At 48.2% G+C, this 20,415-nt stretch carries 17 protein-coding genes; 5 read left to right on the top strand and 12 right to left on the bottom strand.

The window, feature by feature from the left end:
• Positions 1-14: 14 nt before the first annotated feature.
• The 4 genes from FHS77_RS07860 to FHS77_RS07875 all read left to right on the top strand — a co-directional run bounded on the left by FHS77_RS07860 (position 15) and on the right by FHS77_RS07875 (position 5,154).
• Entirely contained in the window at positions 15-1,547 is a 1,533-nt protein-coding gene (locus FHS77_RS07860; RefSeq protein ID WP_184222067.1) for an ABC transporter substrate-binding protein, read from the top strand.
• A gap of 68 nt (positions 1,548-1,615) precedes the next feature.
• Positions 1,616-2,539: an ABC transporter permease gene (locus FHS77_RS07865; RefSeq protein ID WP_184222069.1), complete on the top strand. Its 924-nt coding sequence runs from the start codon at positions 1,616-1,618 to the stop codon at positions 2,537-2,539.
• Positions 2,540-2,542: 3 nt separating this feature from the next.
• The gene (locus tag FHS77_RS07870) at positions 2,543-3,400 is read left to right on the top strand and encodes an ABC transporter permease (RefSeq protein WP_184222071.1); all 858 of its coding nucleotides are present in this window, start codon (positions 2,543-2,545) and stop codon (positions 3,398-3,400) included.
• Complete coding sequence (locus FHS77_RS07875; protein WP_184222073.1) at positions 3,397-5,154, top strand: M14 family metallopeptidase; 1,758 nt, start codon at positions 3,397-3,399, stop codon at positions 5,152-5,154. The genes FHS77_RS07870 and FHS77_RS07875 overlap by 4 nt, the downstream gene beginning before the upstream one ends.
• Positions 5,155-5,362: 208 nt before the next feature.
• On the opposite strand, the gene FHS77_RS07880 is transcribed toward FHS77_RS07875, so the two are convergent.
• Positions 5,363-6,646 (bottom strand): solute carrier family 23 protein, encoded by a 1,284-nt coding sequence (locus tag FHS77_RS07880; protein ID WP_184222075.1) that lies wholly within the window; start codon positions 6,644-6,646, stop codon positions 5,363-5,365.
• Between the two features lie 1,338 nt (positions 6,647-7,984).
• Between FHS77_RS07880 and FHS77_RS07885 the strand changes: the two genes are divergently transcribed.
• Positions 7,985-8,731: a siderophore-interacting protein gene (locus FHS77_RS07885; RefSeq protein WP_343060974.1), complete on the top strand. Its 747-nt coding sequence runs from the start codon at positions 7,985-7,987 to the stop codon at positions 8,729-8,731.
• A 110-nt stretch (positions 8,732-8,841) separates the two neighbouring features.
• Here FHS77_RS07885 and FHS77_RS07890 read toward each other — a convergent pair whose 3' ends face one another.
• From FHS77_RS07890 to FHS77_RS07940, 11 genes are all read right to left on the bottom strand, one after another.
• Positions 8,842-9,507, bottom strand: coding sequence for an O-methyltransferase (locus tag FHS77_RS07890; protein ID WP_184222077.1), 666 nt, complete (start codon positions 9,505-9,507; stop codon positions 8,842-8,844).
• Between the two features lie 26 nt (positions 9,508-9,533).
• Positions 9,534-10,286 (bottom strand): heme ABC transporter ATP-binding protein, encoded by a 753-nt coding sequence (locus FHS77_RS07895; protein ID WP_184222079.1) that lies wholly within the window; start codon positions 10,284-10,286, stop codon positions 9,534-9,536.
• Entirely contained in the window at positions 10,283-11,344 is a 1,062-nt protein-coding gene (locus FHS77_RS07900) for a FecCD family ABC transporter permease (RefSeq protein ID WP_184222081.1), read from the bottom strand. The genes FHS77_RS07895 and FHS77_RS07900 overlap by 4 nt, the downstream gene beginning before the upstream one ends.
• Complete coding sequence (locus tag FHS77_RS07905; protein ID WP_184222083.1) at positions 11,341-12,261, bottom strand: ABC transporter substrate-binding protein; 921 nt, start codon at positions 12,259-12,261, stop codon at positions 11,341-11,343. The genes FHS77_RS07900 and FHS77_RS07905 overlap by 4 nt, the downstream gene beginning before the upstream one ends.
• 62 nt (positions 12,262-12,323) lie before the next feature.
• The gene (locus FHS77_RS07910) at positions 12,324-14,750 is read right to left on the bottom strand and encodes a TonB-dependent receptor domain-containing protein (RefSeq protein WP_184222085.1); all 2,427 of its coding nucleotides are present in this window, start codon (positions 14,748-14,750) and stop codon (positions 12,324-12,326) included.
• Positions 14,751-14,844: 94 nt separating this feature from the next.
• Positions 14,845-15,864 (bottom strand): FecR family protein, encoded by a 1,020-nt coding sequence (locus FHS77_RS07915; protein ID WP_184222087.1) that lies wholly within the window; start codon positions 15,862-15,864, stop codon positions 14,845-14,847.
• Between the two features lie 100 nt (positions 15,865-15,964).
• Positions 15,965-16,477 (bottom strand): RNA polymerase sigma factor, encoded by a 513-nt coding sequence (locus tag FHS77_RS07920; RefSeq protein ID WP_184222089.1) that lies wholly within the window; start codon positions 16,475-16,477, stop codon positions 15,965-15,967.
• Between the two features lie 350 nt (positions 16,478-16,827).
• Positions 16,828-17,586: an ABC transporter ATP-binding protein gene (locus FHS77_RS07925; protein ID WP_374786220.1), complete on the bottom strand. Its 759-nt coding sequence runs from the start codon at positions 17,584-17,586 to the stop codon at positions 16,828-16,830.
• The gene (locus FHS77_RS07930; RefSeq protein WP_184222093.1) at positions 17,583-18,416 is read right to left on the bottom strand and encodes an ABC transporter ATP-binding protein; all 834 of its coding nucleotides are present in this window, start codon (positions 18,414-18,416) and stop codon (positions 17,583-17,585) included. Before FHS77_RS07930 ends, FHS77_RS07925 begins: the two co-directional genes overlap by 4 nt.
• Entirely contained in the window at positions 18,413-19,345 is a 933-nt protein-coding gene (gene nikC, locus FHS77_RS07935) for a nickel transporter permease (RefSeq protein WP_184222095.1), read from the bottom strand. The genes FHS77_RS07930 and nikC overlap by 4 nt, the downstream gene beginning before the upstream one ends.
• A complete protein-coding gene (locus tag FHS77_RS07940) occupies positions 19,342-20,409 on the bottom strand; it encodes an ABC transporter permease subunit (RefSeq protein WP_184222097.1) in 1,068 nt (355 codons plus the stop codon). Before FHS77_RS07940 ends, nikC begins: the two co-directional genes overlap by 4 nt.
• Positions 20,410-20,415: the final 6 nt, after the last annotated feature.

Consider the following 20,415-nt stretch of genomic DNA (forward strand, 5'->3'; position numbering starts at 1 on the left):
AGGGAGTTGAGCGCATGAGACTAAAAACCATTTTCTCCAATCTGGCACTGGCTACAGCATTATCTGCTGTTGCGCTGTCCGCCGCACCGGCATTTGCTGCCGGTAAAATGACTGTATCATCACCGCAGGATCCGGGCAGCTGGGATCCGATTGACACATTTTTGGTCAACTGGGCATCCGTTGCCACCAATATTTATGACGGTCTGGTCTATCGCGGTCCTGACCTGAAAATTGTTCCGGCTCTGGCAACTTCTTGGGAGGAGCTCGACGAAGGCAAGCGCATCCGCTTCCATCTTCGTGAGAATGTAAAATTCCATAATGGCGAAGACTTCAACGCTGAAGCTGTAAAGTTTACTTTTGAACGCCTGCTCGGTGAAGAAGGCGGCAAAGGCCCGCAGCGCTCCAATTATGTCGCGATTGATAAAGTTGAAGTCATCGACGATAAAACCGTTGATTTCCACCTCAAAGACACCGATCCGGTTTTGATGACAAAACTGGCCGGTTATGGCGCAATGATCGTGCCTCCAAAATATATTCAGGAAAAAGGCGATGATTTCTTCAACGCTAATCCTGTTGGCACCGGCCCGTTCAAAGTCACCAGCTACAAGCCAAAAGTCGGCATCCAGATGGAAGCATTTGCCGATCATTGGGGCGGCGCACCAAAACTTTCCGAACTGGAATATCGCTTCATCACAGAGCCTTCAACTGCTGTCGCAGAACTGCAAGCAGGTCGCGTTGATCTCGTTATTCCACCTACTATTCCGATCAGCATGATCCCGACCATTCAGAGCGACCCGAAGCTCGATATCGTGACGACTGCTGGCCCAACAGTTTATTCACTGCGTTACAACACGCGTGACGGCATCACCGCTGATCCGCGCGTGCGTAAAGCGCTGATCCTCGGCGTTGATCGTGACACCATCATCCAGTCTATTCTGGGCGGACAGGCAGAACCTATCGCCAGCCTTCAAGGCTCGCTATCATTTGGCTTTGATCCTGAACTGAAGCCACTTCCTTATGATCCGGAAGCTGCGAAAAAGCTGCTTGCTGAAGCTGGTGTTAAGCCAGGTGCAACCGTTCAGATCGACATTCGCGGTAATGATGCCACTTTGAACGAAGTTGTGCAGGCAATCTCCAGCTATTTGCAGATGATCGGCATTACAGCGACCATCAAACCATATGAAACCAACGTATTGCTGAACGACATCATCCCGCAGGGTAAAACCGGTGCGATGTTCCAGCAGTCATGGGGCGGCTGGACATTCGATTATGATAATACGGCTTACTCCATGTATCACACCGGTGAAAAGTGGAACCCGTATGATGATGATCCGAAGATGAATGAAATGCTTGAATCGCAGCGCGCGATCACTGACCGTGCCAAGCGTGAAATCATTTTGAAGGACATTGCAAAATACGCCGCCGAACGCGCATTGGAAATGCCGCTTTATAACCTTAAAGCAATTTACGGCATCAACAAACGCGTCAAAGATTTCGTACCGGCACCAGACAGCCGTCTGCGCCTCACCGCAGTCAGTGTTGACTAATTAAAACAATGCACCGCGCCGGTTATGATCGGCGCGGCAATTCCTTGATATTATAAAGGATATTCACTTTGGCCGGTTTTCTGATCAAACGAATTTTACAGGCGATCTTTGTCGTCATTATTGTGACTCTGACCGTCGCTTTTGCAATCCGTCTGACCGGTGATCCGGCGCTGATGCTCACCCAAGGTGCAGGCAGTGTTACCGAGGCCGATCTGGAACGTATCCGTGAAGGTTTGGGGCTAAACCAGCCATTCATCGTACAATATTGGAACTTTATTAAAGGCCTGTTTACGCTTGATTTTGGCCGTAGTTTCCTTGGCGGAACGCCTGTTAACCTGCTCATCAAAGATGCGCTGCCGGCCACGTTGAAACTTGCCTTTGCCTCGATGATTGTTTCCATCATCATTTCCATTCCGCTTGGCATTAAAGCTGCAACATCGCGCGGTAAATTTGCAGATCAGCTGATCCGCATTCTGTCGCTCATTGGCTTATCTTTCCCAAATTTCTGGCTTGCAACCATGTTGGTGCTTGTTTTTGCCGTTAGCGTACAATGGCTGCCGCCAAGTGGTATGAACGGCTTTGAAAGCTACATCATGCCTGCGGTTACAATGGGTATCATCCTCACCGCCACCAATGTGCGACTGGTACGCACTGCGATGCTCGAAACATTGCAATCACAATATATCATGGTTGCGCGTGCCAAAGGATTGAGTGAAAATAAAGTTCTGTACAAACATGCCTTGCGCAATTGCGCTATTCCGCTGATCACCTATTTCGGCCTGCAATTTGGCGGCCTTCTCGGCGGCATCGTGGTTGTTGAGCGCGTCTTCAGCTGGCCGGGCATGGGAACGCTGGCTTTTGATGCCGTTTCCGGTCGCGATTACCCAGTATTGCAAGCTACCATCACCGTATTGTCGCTCCTGATTATCGGTGTCAATCTTCTGGTCGATATTGCCTATGGCCTTGTCGATCCACGCATCCGGACGGAGTAGAAAATGGCCGCGAAAACTTCCTCTTCCCTGCTGTTCTCCCGCCTTTTCAGCCTTGAATTTATTTTAGGTGTCGGTCTTACAGCAATCATTTGTCTGGCCGTACTTTTTTCAGGCCTGCTGTTTCCAAACGGCGCCGATAAAATTGACCTGATGGCGCGTCTCACACCGCCATTCACCAATATGGCACATATTTTTGGCACCGATCCGCTTGGTCGTGACGTGCTGGCGCGCGTGGTCACAGGCGGTAAAATCTCGCTGATGGTCGGTTTTATATCTGTTGCTGGCGCTGTTGTTTTTGGCGTTCTGATGGGCTTGATTGCCGGTTACTATCGCGGCTTTTGGGATATGCTGGTGATGCGTTTTGCTGATGTGCAGCTGGCGCTCCCGTTCATCCTGCTGGCCATCACCTTTATCGCCATTGTCGGCGGTGGTCTGGTCAATACCATTATTTTGCTGATTGTCTCGCAATGGGTGCAATATGCCCGCCTCGTGCGCGGCTCGGTTCTCGCACTGCGCGAACGTGAATTCATCCTTTCCGCCCGCGCAATCGGTGTAAAAGACTGGCGCATTATTTTCCAGCATTTGCTGCCTAATCTGCTTGGTCCGGTGATCGTATTGATGACACTCAATGTCGCCAATAATATTTTGCTGGAATCCAGCCTGACATTCTTGGGACTCGGCGTTGATCCGACCATTCCAAGCTGGGGCGGTATGCTGGCTGATGGCCGCACCTATTTGCAAACCGCATGGTGGGTGAGTGTATTCCCAGGCTTAGCAATTTTGCTAACCGTTCTTGGCCTTAACCTTCTCGGCGACTGGCTGCGTGACAGCCTTGACCCGACAGGGAGAACATCGCGATGACCTCGATTTTCGAAAAAAGCTTTGAGCGCAGCATTGATCAGTTGCAGGCTTTGTGTGCCGATCCGGCGATGCAAGGCGCCACAGTTGAAGCATGGCTTTTTGACGATAGACAAAGCCGTGAAGCAACAGAGAAGAAGCTTCAAGCAATTGGCGTAAAAGCCAAATTGCACAGCGCCTATAAGCCACTGGTGCATTTCTTTGTTGAGGATGTCGATTGTGGCACTTTGTCAAAAGTGTCGATCGCTTATCCCGCCCACGAAGCTTGTGCGCCAAACCGCTTTTTGCTGGAAACCTATCCGCTCACCAAACTGGTTGGCAATGCCACTGTCGATTTTTCACCATCCGGCAAGCAAGACTTTATCTATTCGGTTGAGCTGACCTTTCAGGATGGCCGCACAGAAAGCCACGAAATCTTTGCACCAAACAGTGTCCATCAGGATGCTGTCGGCGAGACGCTTTTATCGCCAACTGGCTGGTTAAAAATCATCCGCAAAGATGGCACCAAATCAGAACGTTTTGAAACCGATTATGAAAAACTGTTTCACGCAGGCATTGCCTCTGTCAGCAACCATCCATGGGGCGAAAACGAACCATATTTTGAAGAACTGAACATCTCGGTACGCCTGCCAGCTCAGGACGAAAAACTGAACTATGCAGAAGAAGCCATCAGCCTGAGCGAAGCTTTGCACGAGGATTTTTATTTCTCGTTGCTGGAAGTTTTTCAGAAAAAATCAGGCCGTCCTTTGGGTGATCGCGGGCTGCAACCGGGACAAATTGTGCCTGAAATTACTTACGCGGATCAAAATCCATCCATCTGCATTACTATTCGCCCTCTTTCTACCAATAATGCGACTGGCGACAATCAAAAACTCGAAACCGCACAAGCGCCTTTATATGCCGCGCAAATCCGTGATGAATTATCAGCACTTGGCGGCGAGGTTTTTGAAAGCAAATCCCGCTCAGGTCGCACAGTTCATGGCCGCTATATCAAAGGCAGCGATCAGCCATTGATTATCAGTGCGGGTCAACACGCCAATGAAACAACCGGCGTGGTGGGCGCATTGCGTGCCGCACATCAGCTGAAAGCACGCTGTTCGGCTCATTTTACAATTTCGCCGCAAGAAAATCCGGATGGCTACGAGTTACACCGCCGTCTATGTGCTGATAATCCAAAACATATGCACCATGCAGCACGCTATACTGCAATGGGTGATGATCTGGAATATCGTAGTGTTGAAAATAACGGCGTCAAGCTCTGGGAAAAGGCCATCCGCCTGCAAGCTGAAAAGCTCACAAGCGCAAAACTGCATGTGAATTTGCATGGCTATCCATCACATGAATGGACGCGCCCGCTTTCGGGATATGTGCCGCGCGGTTTTGGCATGTGGACATTGCCAAAAGGCTTTTTTCTGATTGTCCGCCACCATAGTGAATGGGCGCAGCAATCAGAAGAACTGGTTGATCATGTCACCCGCCATTTAGCGTCTATTCCAGGGCTTGTGGATTATAATAATGCGCAAATTGCATTGTTTGAAAAACATGCAGGCGAAACAGGTTTCCGCATTATCAACGGCTTTCCATGCCTGATTGATGTTGATGACCGTCATATGGTGCCAATGACGCTGATCACAGAATATCCGGATGAAACAATTTATGGTGATGGTTTCATTCGTGGCCATACGGCACAAATGGAAACCGTGCTTTCCGCCTATGACGCCCTGCAAAATTTAGCTGCAAAGCAGTTGCTGGTATAATTTTTATAGGCGCTTGAGAAAATCCCAAGCGCTTATTAAAATAAGAAACCTGAACATGGTCAATTTGCCACTGGTGATGGGGGATTTCTCAGGCCGTCACGGGCATCTTTGCATTTATTACCAGCATAAATAAGCATAGCAACAATAGACAATAAAAAAACCGGCGATAATAGCACCGCCGGTTTTTTTGTCATTTTATACGGATTAATCAGGCTTCGGAACGGCGCCCGATACCCAACAGTTGATACATAATCAAAGCTGCGAATGTAGATGTACCGATACCACCCAGCGAAAAGCTACCAATGGTAATCGTGAAATCGCCAGCACCAAAGATCAATGCGACTGCGACGGTAAAGAGGTTTCGAGGATCGGAGAAATCCACTTTGTTAACAACCCAGATACGCGCCATTGCCGAGGCGATCAGACCAAATACAGAAACCGCAAGACCAGCCAGCACCGGTGCCGGAATAGTTTGCAGAACCGCACCAAATTTCGGTGACATACTGAGTGCCAGAGCGACAACTGCGGCGATCACAAAAACCAATGTCGAATAAACTTTGGTCATCGCCATAACACCGATATTTTCCGCATAGGTCGTCACACCTGTGCCACCACCGGAGCCCGAGATCATGGTCGCAAGACCATCACCAAGGAAACCGCGACCGATATAACGGTCCATGTTCTGGCCAGTGATTGAACCCAGTGCTTTAATGTGACCAAGATTTTCTGCAACCAATACGATTGCAACCGGCGCGATCAACGCAATAGCAGGCCAGCTGAATTCAGGCTTGGTAAAATGCGGCAGACCAAACCATGCTGCATTTTGCACGGTAGCAAAATCGATACCGTTAATAAGGCCAAGACCATTACCGAGTATAAGCACCAGCAAATAGCCAAAGACCAGAGCAAGCAGAACAGCAATACGGCGGGTCGAACGCGGGCCATAGGCCGAGATCATTGCCATGCACAGCACTGTTAAAAGCGCGATCGTGATATGCGCACCCGTACCTTTGAGCTGATTAACTGCAACAGGTGCCAGATTAAGACCAATCGCAACACCAATTGCGCCGGTAACCGCTGGCGGCATCAGTTTTTCAACCCAACCGGTACCAACCCCCATGACGATGAGGCCGATAAGTGCATAAATCGCACCGCAAGCGATAATACCGCCGAGTGCAACACCAATATTCGCATTAGGACCGCTACCGGCATAACCAGTTGCAGCAATTACCACAGCGATAAATGCAAATGATGAACCGAGATAGCTTGGAACACGACCGCCGGTTATAAAGAAAAACAGCAGCGTACCAATTCCTGAAAAAAACACCGCTACATTGGGATCAAATCCCATAATGAGCGGTGCAACAATTGTAGAACCCGACATTGCCAACAAATGCTGAATTCCCATGGGAACCGCAGCGGAAGTCGGCAATCGTTCATCTGGTAAGACCGTGGCGTTATTTGTCAGGCGCCAGGTGGGAAAATAGGCCATCTTGTCCCCCAAGTTAAGGCATGTCGTGGACCGAGCCGAATAGCTTTCCAGGACGATAGGTATAAAAATAAACAGAATACTTTAACTGAACATTGCTGAACGCAACGAATTGTCTTGTAAACGACCTTGTATATCCGTCATTAGAATTTATTTCCAGTAGAGCATTTTTTATTCACTGTTTAATTTTACTAGCATCACGCCTGAATGGCCAATGAGGCTATGCTTGAATCATGCACATATATGGCCAGAGCTTCAATGGTTTCTAACGTGGTAGTTTGGTTCCGCCTGTTTTTATAGGCTCAAATATTAAACGGCTCCGGTCATAGAACTGAGGCCGTTTTTATTTAAACGCGTAGCGAGCTAGCAGAACCGGTAATTAATACCGAGTTCAATAAATCTGCAGTGCAGATGAAACGGGACTGTTGCGCATATCAGATGCATTGTTTTGGCCAGAAATTGTCAAATTGATAATCGTTTTTCAACAGCTGCTTTAGCCCGGATCTATTGTTGAAATGGAATATCATCTCAATTGTACTCAAAGCGCTATAATTAATCGCGACAATAACACGACCACCAATTTAATATCATTATAAACTCTATTGCGTAAAGCGCCCAACCGGTCAGCAATTTCCTGATAAACAGTTCTCCCATATATGAAAGTGCCCAGATTACACGCGCTCTGAGCGGCTATTCACTCAGCGCTTTTTCAAACAGCTTACGTCGCTCACATTCAATTGTATTTTCTTCTGCATTGGGTCATCGTGAGGAACATTTTGTAATTTTTCATCACTCACATCGGCATGTTAAAACTGCCCGCGAAAGCGGTTACACAGATTATGATCCAGCGCCGGATTGTGAGCCGATTGAAAAATAAATTGCTCCGAATGGTCTAGGCCAAAGGTTGTCAAAGCCTGATGTGTCTTTAGTTAGCTTTCTTGTGCCAGAACTTCAGCCGCCTGCTGATCCCGAACAATAGGCCGCCAAAATCATAATAATGAGCGTTTATGCTATGCAAAAAGAGCATCAGGCAATGCCGGCTTAATCGCTCTCACGATTGCATAACCAATGAATTGAAGAGTGCACTATTATCTCTGCTTTCAACTTTTAATAGCTCAATTGCATTTAGCAAAACAACCATGATTGCAATAGTCAATATTTTATCTTCACAAAGACGCAACATAATATGATAAATTTAATCATATTATGTTGCTCTAGTCTAAATTCTTGCTAAAAAGAATAGTCTTATCAAATAATTGGTGCAGGTTTTCCCGCACCACAGTCAGCATTATAGGTCAGAAACGGCTTTTATGCTCATTGACCCGATTGAAAGGTTATTGTGTGAATATTTCAGATAACGCAGCACCAAGCCGTCCCAAGCTGCCTGAGTGGACATTGACTGTCGTCGAAGCATTCAATGTGACACCGAAAATGCGACGTGTGATCGTTACGACCGATAATATTGAAGCCTTCAACTATCAGGCTGGTCAAGCGCTGGTCATGCAAATCCCGCTTGGCGATGGTGAAACCGGACGTCGGGATTACACAATCCGCGCGCTTGATAAAGCGAAAAAGCACATAGCTTTGGATTTCGTGCTACATGGCACCACCCCTGCCCCGACATGGGCAGGCAATGTAAAAGCCGGTGACACAATCACCGCCCGCGGCCCCCGTGGACGCACCGTTTTCAACCCGTCTGCAGATTGGCATTTGCTGACAGGCGACGAAACCTGCATTCCTGCAATTTTGCATATTATTGAAACAATGCATGCCGGCACACGTGTATTTGCCTTTATTGAAGTGGCAAATGCTGAGGAACAGCAGCCATTTGAAACGCAAGCGGATGCTAAGGTTGAATGGATCAATCGTGAAGGCCAGCATGCGGGCCCAAGCTCAATCGTGCTGGATCAGGTCAGCGCTTTTCAATTCCCTGAAGGTATAGGTCACGCCTATCTGATCGGCGAAACAAGCAATGTGCGCGCGCTGCGTCACCATCTGATTGACCGTGGCTTTAACCGTAACCAGATCGCCTCAGAGGGCTATTGGCGCCCGGGTCGCGTTGGCGGCCATGATCATGTTGATGACTAAAGGCAATTAACAAAAATAAGAGCGCATTTATGATGATTATAAATGCGCTCTTATTAAATTTAACCGACACTTTAAAAGCTGGTAAATTCGTCCAGCTTTTTATTTCAAGATTAGTTATTCAAATAAAGCGACTGACTGACTAAGCCTTTATGAAAGCCGATAAGGGTTGTCAGATAGTGATCACTATCCTTGCCAACATATTGCAAAAAGCCTTCATCCACAGGCAAATGATCGGCATTATCAGCGATAATCATTGCACCCGGACGTAAGTGCTTTTCCAGCATCATCAAAATATCCAGATAGAGGTCTTTTGAACCATCCAGAAACAGCAGATCAATGGGTGCATTGATCGATTGTAATGTTTCCCGCCCGTCACCGCTCAAAATCTCTGCATAAGAAGAAAGTCCTGCATCTTGCAGATTATCGCGCGCTTTTTGTGCTTTATGTGCATGATATTCCGAGCCGGTTACCTTCCCGTCATTTTCTGCTGCCGCCGAAGCCAGATAGAGCGTGGAAACACCAAAGGATGTCCCGAATTCCACGATGTTACGGGCATTCAGAGTGCGTGCTATCGTATAAAGATAAGCTCCCATGCGCGGGCCAATCGATAAATATTGTGTTTTATGCGCTTCCGATGTGCGAAAATCACGATTATAAACCGGAACGTCTGTTTGCGCATTCATTTGTGCGGTAAAACTTGCCCGCGCCAGCCGTGCGGCCTGATGTTCACGTTGTATAATCGCCGCCACTTTCGGTTGTTTTAATACACACTCCATCGCACACACCTCTTTTAAAATTTAAATTAAATTGTCAAAACAACAGGACACTGACGCACCGGATGCGGCAAAACATGCACATTTTGCCGATACACTTTTTCAAGCATGTCTTTTTTGAGCACATCCCACGGCGTCCCTTCAGCTGCGACCTTGCCCTGACTAAGCAAGATGATCCTGTCTGCATAAGCCGCGGCCAGATTAAGATCATGCAGAACAGCCACCACTGTGGCACCCGCTTGCGCCATGTCTCGCGCTATCGTCAAAACCCTCTCCTGATGGCGCAAATCAAGCGCCGCAGTCGGCTCATCCAGCAACACAACCGGAGTTGCCTGCACCATCACGCGTGCAAAGGTAGTGCGCGCCTGTTCACCACCGGATAATGTCTGCGCATTGCGATAAGCCATATGATCAATTTCTGTCGCCAGCATTGCCGCATCAATAGAGGCTTGATCTTCATCAGGCGGCAAATCGCGAAATGCCCGCCCCATGGCGACAACTTCACCGACATTATAGCCAAAACGGATCACGGAACCTTGCGGAAAAACTGAACGGATTTGTGCCAGAGCATGAACAGAATAGCTGTTTACCGGTTTTCCATCGAGAATAACGTCACCTGCATCGGCTTTACGATCAGCCGCGATCACCGATAGTAATGTGGATTTACCTGCGCCATTTGGCCCGACAAGTGCCGTTAGTGTTCCTTTTGCACATTGCGCACTCACATCTTCCAGCAGTGTTTTTTCACCAGCGCGAACGGTTACATTTTTAATGTCGATCATTCTTGTCCGCCTCGCGCTTTACTGCTGCGATAAATCATCCAGAGGAAAAACGGCCCGCCAAGAGAGCCCATGATCACGCCAATCGGAACCTCTGATGGCGGATCAAGGGTACGTGCTGCCAAATCCGCCAGCATAACCAGCAATGCGCCCCCTGCTGCTGAAAAAGGAATTAGCAAACGATGCGCAGGCCCGATCATCAAACGAAATAAATGCGGAATAACCAGCCCGACAAAGCCGATTGTGCCGCTAAAGGAAACGGCTGCGGCCACAAGCAAAGCTGTCACAAAAATCAGTTTACGCCGCAAAACAGTGACATCAACGCCTAAATGTCGCGCTTGTCGCTCGCCAAGCGCCAACAGATCAAGCGGGCGCGACCACCGATAGAGCAACCAAATACCGATCACCGCCGGCGGCAAAGAGATTGCCACCGTAATCCATTTGGCTCCGGACAAAGACCCCATCGACCAGAATGTCAGGCTCTGCAATTGTTCCGCAGTGGCCAGATAAGTGAGATAACCGGCAAAGGCACCGCCAATAGCATTGACAGCAATACCTACCAGCAGGAGCTTTGTATTATCGCCGCCATCCTTGCCCGGCCGCGCTAAGGCGTAAATCAGAAAAGTTGTTGCGACACCCGCCACAAAAGCACCGATCGGCAATGTCCAAATTCCAAAAGTTGAAATTTGTAAAACGACGACAATGATCGCCCCCAGTGATGCGCCGCTGGAAACCCCGACAATACCCGGATCAGCAAGCGGATTGCCAAACAAGCCTTGCATGGCAGCACCACAAGTGGCCAAGCTGGCACCGACAATCATGGCGGTAATAACGCGCGACAAGCGCAAATCCCAGACGACGGCTTCATTCAACCGCCCGATATCATCACTTTGTACCGATGCAATACGAGCATAGAGAGCATTGATAACATCGGTGAGCGAAAGGGAAACGGCACCAATCGCTATTGAGCTGAAAAATGCTAACACTAAAAACAGCCCGACAAGTACGGCAAATAATACACGATGCTCGGCAGGCTTTTTTACAACAGATTTCGAGGTCATGGTTTGACAAACATTTCCTGTAAAGCCGAAGCCAGTGCTTTTGTTGCAATACCACTAGAAGCAGCATCCGCACGCACATGCAGTTCGCGCATGACAATCACATTCCGCTGACGACCCGCAGGCGTTTGATCAATACCCGGATAAGAGCCCCAAATCCCGTCCATACCGCCGAAAGAAGCGATTTCTTTTTCTGAAATCAGAATGACATCCGGTGCCATCATAATCATGCCTTCCGGTGTTACCGGCCGGTAGCGATCACGCCCGACTTCCGCAGCCGCATTCAGTGCCCCGACCCGTAAAATCAGATTATGGATAGCAGTTTCTGCTCCGCCAGCAGTAAAGCTGGTGCCAGCGCCCATTTTGGATGCGTGCACAATCCGCAATTTGCGGCCATCAAGCAAAACAGGCTCAATCGCAGCATAGTCAGCTTCGATAGCAGCATTCAGTTTCTCGCCGCGCTCTTCCAGTTTCAGCAATGCAGCAAGACGGGAGACCTTCTCTGTTGCGGGTAATGTGCGGTCAATCATGGCGGTCTGCACGCCTACGCTGTTTAAACCATCCAGCACACGCTGACTGGTAACACTTGATGCAACGACCAAAGCCGGTCGCAGTGCCAGCACACCTTCGACACCCGCCCATTCACGTATTTTATGTGGCGTATTATCGATGCCGGGAAGATCAATATCGGCAGGACGCGCCAAAATACGGTCGGCAGCACCAAGTGCCACCGCAACCTCAACGAGATCGGCACCAATCAACACGATATCCGGCTTATCTGTCCGCTCTGTCGCCTCTACCGGCTTATATAAAGGCGGATAAGGAACCGCATCAGCAATATTAAGCGATGCAGAATAGGCTCCGGTTGAAAACAAAGCGGAAGAAACACATAAAACACTGACAAGTCGCAATAAAATCATAGGACATCCCTCTGAAGCAAAAAAAGCACGCCATCGGGTGACAGCGTGCTTGTAAAGAATGATTAGAAGGATGTTCTTGCGCCCAGCCAGAACCGGCGGCCATCTTCAATATATTGATAACTATTCGTGCGATCAGGATTATAATTTGTCTTGTTGGTAATATTATAAACCGCCGCATTCACAGTGAAATGCTCATTAACCTGCCATGATAATCCGGCATCAAATGTCAGCAGATCACCAGCACTCTCGTTCATCGGCTTGCTGCCACCGCCCCAATTAACACCCTGATTATCTTTGCTGCGATAGTTTACACGAACATATGTGCCAAGGTCTTCATGCGCCTGCCAGTCCAGTTTGGCCGACACTACATGACGTGGCGTTGCAACAGGTGCCAATCCGTCGGCCTGACCAAGCGGAAATCCGTAAATATCAATACCAGCGGTCTTCATGTTGGATTTGGTATATGTATATGTACCACTAAGCGCCACATCATCCGTAATGCCCCAGCGGGCGGCAAGTTCAACGCCCTGAATAACAGCTTCCGGCACATTGAAATACACACTCATCGGGCGGCCATCCGCTCCTGTCCAGCAACCATCGCTGTTTGAGGGCTGGCCGTTCGGGGCATTCAGACAACGTGACCCGCTATTGGCAATCTTGTTCTTATAAGTGGTGTGGAAGTAAGTCGCATTAGCGGTGAAGTTATCGAGATTATCGTAATAAATACCGATTTCTTTATTTACGCTGGTTTCAGGCTTCAGCTCAGGGTTGCCCCATGTTGTTGCACCACCACGCTGACCATTGCCGATATAAGGCACATATTCCTTCAACGTCGGCGCAATAAAACCAGTCGCCACACCACCTTTGATTGCCCAGTTTTCAGTTGGTTGCCAGTTCGCATAAAGACGCGGTGACAGCTGGTCACCGAAGATCGAGTTATTATCGTAACGCACACCGCCGGTCAGTGCAAAACTGTCAAAAACTCTCCATTCGTCTTCGACAAACAATGCCCATTGATCAACTTCTGCCACCAGTTGGCCGGTTGCCGGCGTACCATCTGGCAATGGAGGCAACTGGCCATTGCGCATGCCGCCAATGTCCAGCTTTTGTCTGCGCCACTGGCCACCAATGCTCACCATATGGCTTTCACCCACAGGCGCTACAAAGCTGCCATCAATCGTGTGGTTAGTAACAGAAGGCATCCAGCGATCTGGTTCACCCGCTGTAAGCGCATCACGGGACGCTTCATCATAAATATAAGAAAACTGTGACGTTCCGAGATCCCAGCGTCCGGTATGTGCAAATGTATAACTTTCGCGCTTATAATCCCGCTCAAACTCTTTATCCGCAGGCTTGATGCTCATGCCCGGTTCCGCCCAATAACGCTGACGGCTACGATGCGCTTCCAGCATAAAGTCGTGATTTTCTGTTGGTGTGAACCACAATCTGGCAGTACCGTTCAGATTGTCTTCCTTGTTGAAGCCGCCAATAATTTCATCTTCATCGCGAAGTTTTTTATAGCCCCAAACCTGTAATCCGAGTGTATCGGCGATCAACGGCCCGTTTAAATAAAAATCACCCTGCTGTGAGTTGCCGGAATGGGAATTACCTTGCACCGTCATGTCCGCGCCAAGTGATCCGGTCCATTTATCGGCAACTTTACGGGTAATGATGTTAATTACGCCGCCCATGGCATCCGAACCATAACGGGAGGACATTGGCCCGCGTACGACCTCGATACGCTCAACCGCACCAATAGGCGGCATCCAGTTATCTTCAACGGAATTGCCGGATTTTGGGTTTAATTCACGGGTGCTGTTTTGTCTGCGGCCGTCAACCAGGATCAGGGTGCCTGAACCCGGCATACCGCGGATGGAAATATCACCATTATCGCCGCCGATCATCGTTACGCCTTCAACATGGCGCACGGCATCAATCAGAGAGCGATAAGGTTTTTTCTCCAGTTCCTCACGCGGAATAACAGTCACACTGGCAGGCGCCTCAACAACAGACTGCGCGAAACCGCCAGCCGTCACTGTAATCATATCCAAAGTGATAGCATCAGAGGCAACCGCCTCACCAACAGCAGTGCTCTGCTGTTCGCCGGTAATAAAAACCGTGCCTTCAGGGCTGATGTCAAAAGAAAGATTTGTCCCTTTTAGCAAACGGCTTAACGCAACGGAGGGCGTAAAACTTCCATTCACACTTTGAGACGAAAGCCCTTGCGTGACAGCAGACGCCAGAGAAATTTGTAACCCTGCCTGACGTCCGAAACTATTCAGTGCATTTGCCAATGGCTGCGCCTGAATATTAAACTGTTTTTCAGCCGAAACCTGACTGGCTGCTCCCTGAGCCACGGCACTAACGGGAGATAAAACAACCATACTGGTGCCAACCAGAGCTGTTGTCATGAACAGTTTGGCTGCGAGTTTTTTCAAGCGCGTCGTATTATTAAAGCCAGACGTACGAATATGAGCCTGCGACACCATTTGTCTTTAATCTCCGGTATACTATTTTGGGCACAAAATATGCATTCAGAGAGTAAGACGATCTGCTCGGAAATATTTTTCACGAAACAGCAAATTAATTATTTCGGTTGATCACCCGTAAATAAGGCGACACCGAACTGACCGTGCCGCCATAAGGCTGCACCAAAGCGCGTAATGCGCGATCCGGTTCATTCAGATTATAAAGGCCGGTTACACGCTCTTCACCAAGCGACCTATCTGCAAGCGCAATCCATGCCGGATGGTAGCGTTGCAATTCTTCAATAACGGAGCGCACGGTTACATCTTCAACGAAGAAATAGCCTTTTCGCCAACCTGCAATATCATCAATACTGATAGTCGAACGGGAAAAACGATCAGAACCGTTTTCAAACACCACTCTCTCCCCCGGCAATAATCGCTCAGGCTCCTGCTCATGATGCAAGCGATCCCGAACCTCCACCACACCACGTTCCAATGAAACCGCAGTGCCAGTTTCAGTAAGTTTCACATCAAAGACGGTTCCTAGAACAGAAACTTCTGCTTCACCTGCAAAAACCAGAAAAGGCCGCGACGCATCTTTGATCACGTCAAAATAGGCTTCCCCCCGCAACAAGCGTACATGCCTTATTGTTTCGCTGATATTCACCGCAACTGCACTATCGGCAGCCAGCGTTAATGTGCTGCCATCTGCCAATAATATGGTTTCCGTCTGCGCATTGGCCGTTCTGTAATCCGCCTCAAAACGCAACATCAACACTGGTGCGGCAAAAAACAATATAACAACAGCTGCAACACTCAAAGCAGAATATTGTACTTTTCTCCGGCCAGACATTTTGGGAGATTTATGCGCCTTTCTAATCTGCGAAGGCTTGAATAAATCGTCATGCAAGACAGTGTTTTGATCAAGCCAAAGATTTTCATAAACAGGCTCAGTATGCCCCATCAGCGCCCAAACCTGTTGGGCTTTCTGCCATGCCTCGGCGTGTGCATCAGATTGCTCAAGCCACATTTTAAATTGTTGTGACAAAGCAGGCTCGCTCTGCGGATCCTGCAAGCCCAGTAACCAATCTATCGCTTCATCCAATAGAATATCTGGCTTGATGCCTTGTACCAAAGAAAATTCCTGCCAGAGTAATCGTTAATAATATGACTGCCTCTATAAACCGCCACGGCATTTCGGGTAAAGACACGACACTGTTATTTTATTGATATGATCAGTGTTTGGAGTTATCCAGCTCAGACGCAATAAGAACCATAGCAGACCGGATATAGCGATGCACTGTCGCGACTGAAATATCCAACTGGACGGCAATTTCATCAAGAGTAAACCCGCCAAACCGGCTCATTTCCACGGCTATGCGCGCCTCAACAGGTAATGTCTGTAAAATGCGCGTTACTGTTTTGATCTGATCGCACAGTAAAACAGTTTGTTCCGGTGTTTCTTCTGCACGCGACACAATCCAAAATGGCGGACTGCCTTCCGCCTCTCGTTTTTCGATTTTCTTACGTTTGAGAACATCGAAAGCCAGATTACGCACAATTCGATATAAATAGCTAAGTGTCTGATCAGATGAATTAATACGTGTTTTCGCCGGCATGTAGCGGATAAATGCGTCCTGAACGATATCTTCTGCGGCTTCACGGGAGCCAAGTATCGGTGTCGCATAGTCAATCAACTTTGACCTATGGGCAAGAAACACACAATTGGCCACATCTGACTCTACCATTATTTGTCGAACCTCAGCGGCAACTATAAAAATATTCCAATAGGTTACGTCTAATAGACATCCCCATTAATCAACGGATGAGAGCAATGTTTAGCCTTCACCACAAATATGATTATTATAGTCATATTAAAATAAAGCCAAGGAAATTTGTTAAACAGCAGAAGGAAGCAATAAACGGATAATTTTGTCAGCTCTATTCAGCAGCTATGACACATCAGTGTGTGAAGCTTAATTATGCGTTTTGAGAGCAATCGATTGGTAAATTAAATTATATAAATATCGGAATTTCTGCATTTTTCACTGGCAAAGAAATGAATAAATTTAAAAAGCCGCTGATACAGCGGCTTTGTTTAGCGTCGAAATCCTTCACTCGCGACCATTAGATTTTTTGTATAATCTTGAACCACATTGCCTGTTTCCAAATCTTTTGAATTCAGCTCTTCGACAATTTGTCCATTACGCATGACAGCCAGACGATCACACATATGATTAACCACCGCCAGATCATGGCTGACCATAATAAAGGTAAGATTATAATCGCGTCGAATTTGCTCAAGAAGATTGAGAACCTCCGCCTGAACGGAGGCATCAAGAGCAGAGGTTGGCTCATCCAGCAGCAGAATACGTGGTTCAACAATTAAGGCACGCGCAATGGCAACACGCTGGCGCTGCCCACCCGAAAGCTGGTGCGGATAACGAAAACGAAAGCCGGAGCCAAGCCCCACTTCATCCAGTGCCCGCACGATTTTTTTATCAGTATCTGCAATGCCATGAATGGCAAGCGGCTCAAGTAAAAGCCGGTCAATCGTTTGTCGCGGGTGAAGTGAGCCATAAGGGTCTTGAAAGACCATCTGCACCTGACGATAAAAATCCTTATCGCGCGGTGTTGGCAATAATTTACCGTCAATGCTGATCTCACCATGCTCAATAACTGCAAGACCAGCAATTGTACGCAATAGAGTGGATTTACCTGAACCAGACTCCCCTACCAAGCCATAAGATTCACCATTCTTAACACTGATGCTCACATCATTGAGTGCCTGATAATGATCGAAATAAACATCGACTTCTTTGACATCAATTGCATTGGGTTGCGTATCTAAAGTCATTGTTTCCATGCCTCTTGTCTTTGCAGGATTGGCAGAGGATGGCGATCAGCGCCAATTTTAGGCATGCAGTTTAATAATCCTTGCGTATAGGGATGCTTAGCATTGGCCAGATCAGAAGCAGCTAATTCCTCAACAATGCGCCCTGCATACATCACGATTACACGGTCACAAAATGAAGAGACAAGACGCAGATCGTGGCTGATAAAGATCAGCCCCATGCCACGCTCGGAAACCAGCTTATCGAGAATTGATAAAACTTCCAGCTGAACAGTGACATCAAGAGCAGACGTTGGTTCATCTGCAATGAGTAATTCCGGTTCAGCAACAAGCATCATCGCAATCATAACGCGCTGCCCCATACCGCCTGAAACTTCATGCGGATAGAGCTTTAAGACACGTTCCGGATCGCGGATCTGAACGGCTTCAAGCATATCTAAAGAGCGCTTGCGCGTTTCTTCACGACTATAGCGTTTATGCGCGTTCAGGGTTTCTGCTATTTGACGCCCGATAGTCATAACCGGATTGAGTGAATATTTAGGATCTTGCAAGACCATCGCAATGCGGCCACCGCGTAAATCACGCCTTTGCTTAGCTGATGCTTGCAGCAGGTCGATCCCATCAAATTGCAGTTTCTCGGCCGTGATTTTGGCATGATGAGGTGTGAGTCCCATGATTGCGCGTCCGGTTTGTGATTTACCTGAACCGGATTCCCCCACGATGCCTAAGCGTTCACGGCCGAGGGTGAAAGATACACCCCTCACCGCTTCAATGTCGCCGGTTCTGCCCGGATAAGTGACTTTGAGATTTTCAACAGACAATAATGGTTTCATTGATTATTGCCTCGCGGATCAAGAGCATCACGCAGGCCATCTCCCAGCAGATTAAAGCCGAGGCTGACGATAAGAATTGCAATGCCGGGCATGGCAGCAACCCACCACTGGTCAAGAATAAATCGACGACCAGAAGCAATCATCGCGCCCCATTCCGGTAAGGGAGGCTGCGCACCAAGACCAAGAAAGCCAAGGCCGGCAGCAGTCAGAATAATGCCTGCCATATCCAATGTCACACGCACAATCAAAGACGAGGTGCAAAGGGGCATAATATGTCTGATAACAATGCGGCTTGGTGATGCGCCCATCAGACGAACCGCCGAAATATAATCAGAATTACGGATCGTCAGGGTTTCTGCACGCGCAATACGGGCATAAGGAGGCCAAGACGTGATAGCGATAGCGATAATCGCATTTTCAATGCCGGGCCCCAATGCGGCAACAAATGCCAAAGCCAGAATAAGCTTCGGAAAAGCGAGGAAGATGTCGGTCACGCGCATCAAAACGGCATCGACCCAGCCGCCGGCATAACCCGATATTGTGCCAACCAACAGGCCGATAGGCGCTGCAATGATTGCAACCAGCAGGATGACATAAAGCGTAATGCGGGAACCATAAATAAGACGGGAGAGAATATCACGCCCTTGATCATCCGTGCCAAGCCAGTAGCCATCAGTGCCCGGAGGTAACAGCCGTGCATTCGCCAGATTACCAACATATGGATTATGCGGCGCAAGCATATTGGCAAAAATTGCAACCAATATTAATCCAATGATAATAAGCAGACCAATGACAGCAAGCTTGTTTGACGTAAACCGTTTCCAGATCGTGTAGCTGCGCCCAAGTCTGGCCTGCATACGCGACTGTGGCCGCTCGGATAAAAGCCACTCACGCAGTGACTGTTTATGAATTGGGGTTGTCTGGCTCATCGTGAACGTGTCCTTGGATCAAGAACCCGATAAAGCAGATCTGAAAGCAAGTTGATGGCAATAAAAACGGATCCAATAATAATGGTTCCGCCCAAAACTGCATTCATATCCGCATTTTGTAGCGAGTTGGTGATGTACATGCCTAAGCCTGGCCAGGCAAAAACGGTTTCAGTCAAGACTGACCCTTCGAGCAGACCTGCATAAGAAAGCGCGATAACGGTAACCAATGGCACCGCAGCATTACGTAAAGCATGTCCCCAAATGATTTTGGCCTCAGTTATACCTTTGGCACGAGCGGCTGTGATATATTCCTGATCAAGCTCATTCAACATGAATGAACGCGTCATCCGGCTAATATAAGCCATTGAAAAATAACCCAGAAGCGCCGATGGCAATATGATATGACGCATTACGTCTTTTAATACGTCCCATTGCCCCTGTATGATCGCATCTAAGATGTAAAAACCTGTAATGGGCGTAAATGTATATTCAAAAACAACATCCAGACGTCCGGGACCAGCGACCCAGCCTAATTTGGCATAAAACACAAGAAGGCCAAGCATACCAAGCCAGAATATCGGTACAGAATAACCGAAAAGCCCGATGATACGTACGATCTGATCCGTTAGCGTGTCGCGCTTTACCGCGGCCAAAACACCAAGCGGAATACCAAATACAGCACCGATAATTGTGCCAACGGTGGCAAGCTCCATTGTGGCGGGAAACACGCGCCGTATATCCGTCATGACCGGATTTGTCGTTAAAACAGATGTGCCGAAATCCCCTTGCAGCACCCCTTTAACATACATAAAAAACTGCTGGTAATAGGGCAAATTCAAGCCCATTTCGTTGCGTACGCGCTCAATCACATGCTGTGGTGCACGATCACCGACAATCGCCAGCACGGGATCAATAGGAACAACACGGCCGATAAAAAAGGTTACAGCCAGAAGTCCTAAATATGTGGTCACTACAATAATCAGAAAACTGGCTATTGAAGCGGTAAGGCCATAGGCGCGCGATGGTGCGCGCCTTGTCCTTGTTCTGGTTACGACTGCTGTCACAATAAT

This window comes from Paenochrobactrum gallinarii, from assembly GCF_014205685.1.
Classification (GTDB): Bacteria; Pseudomonadota; Alphaproteobacteria; order Rhizobiales; family Rhizobiaceae; genus Paenochrobactrum; species Paenochrobactrum gallinarii.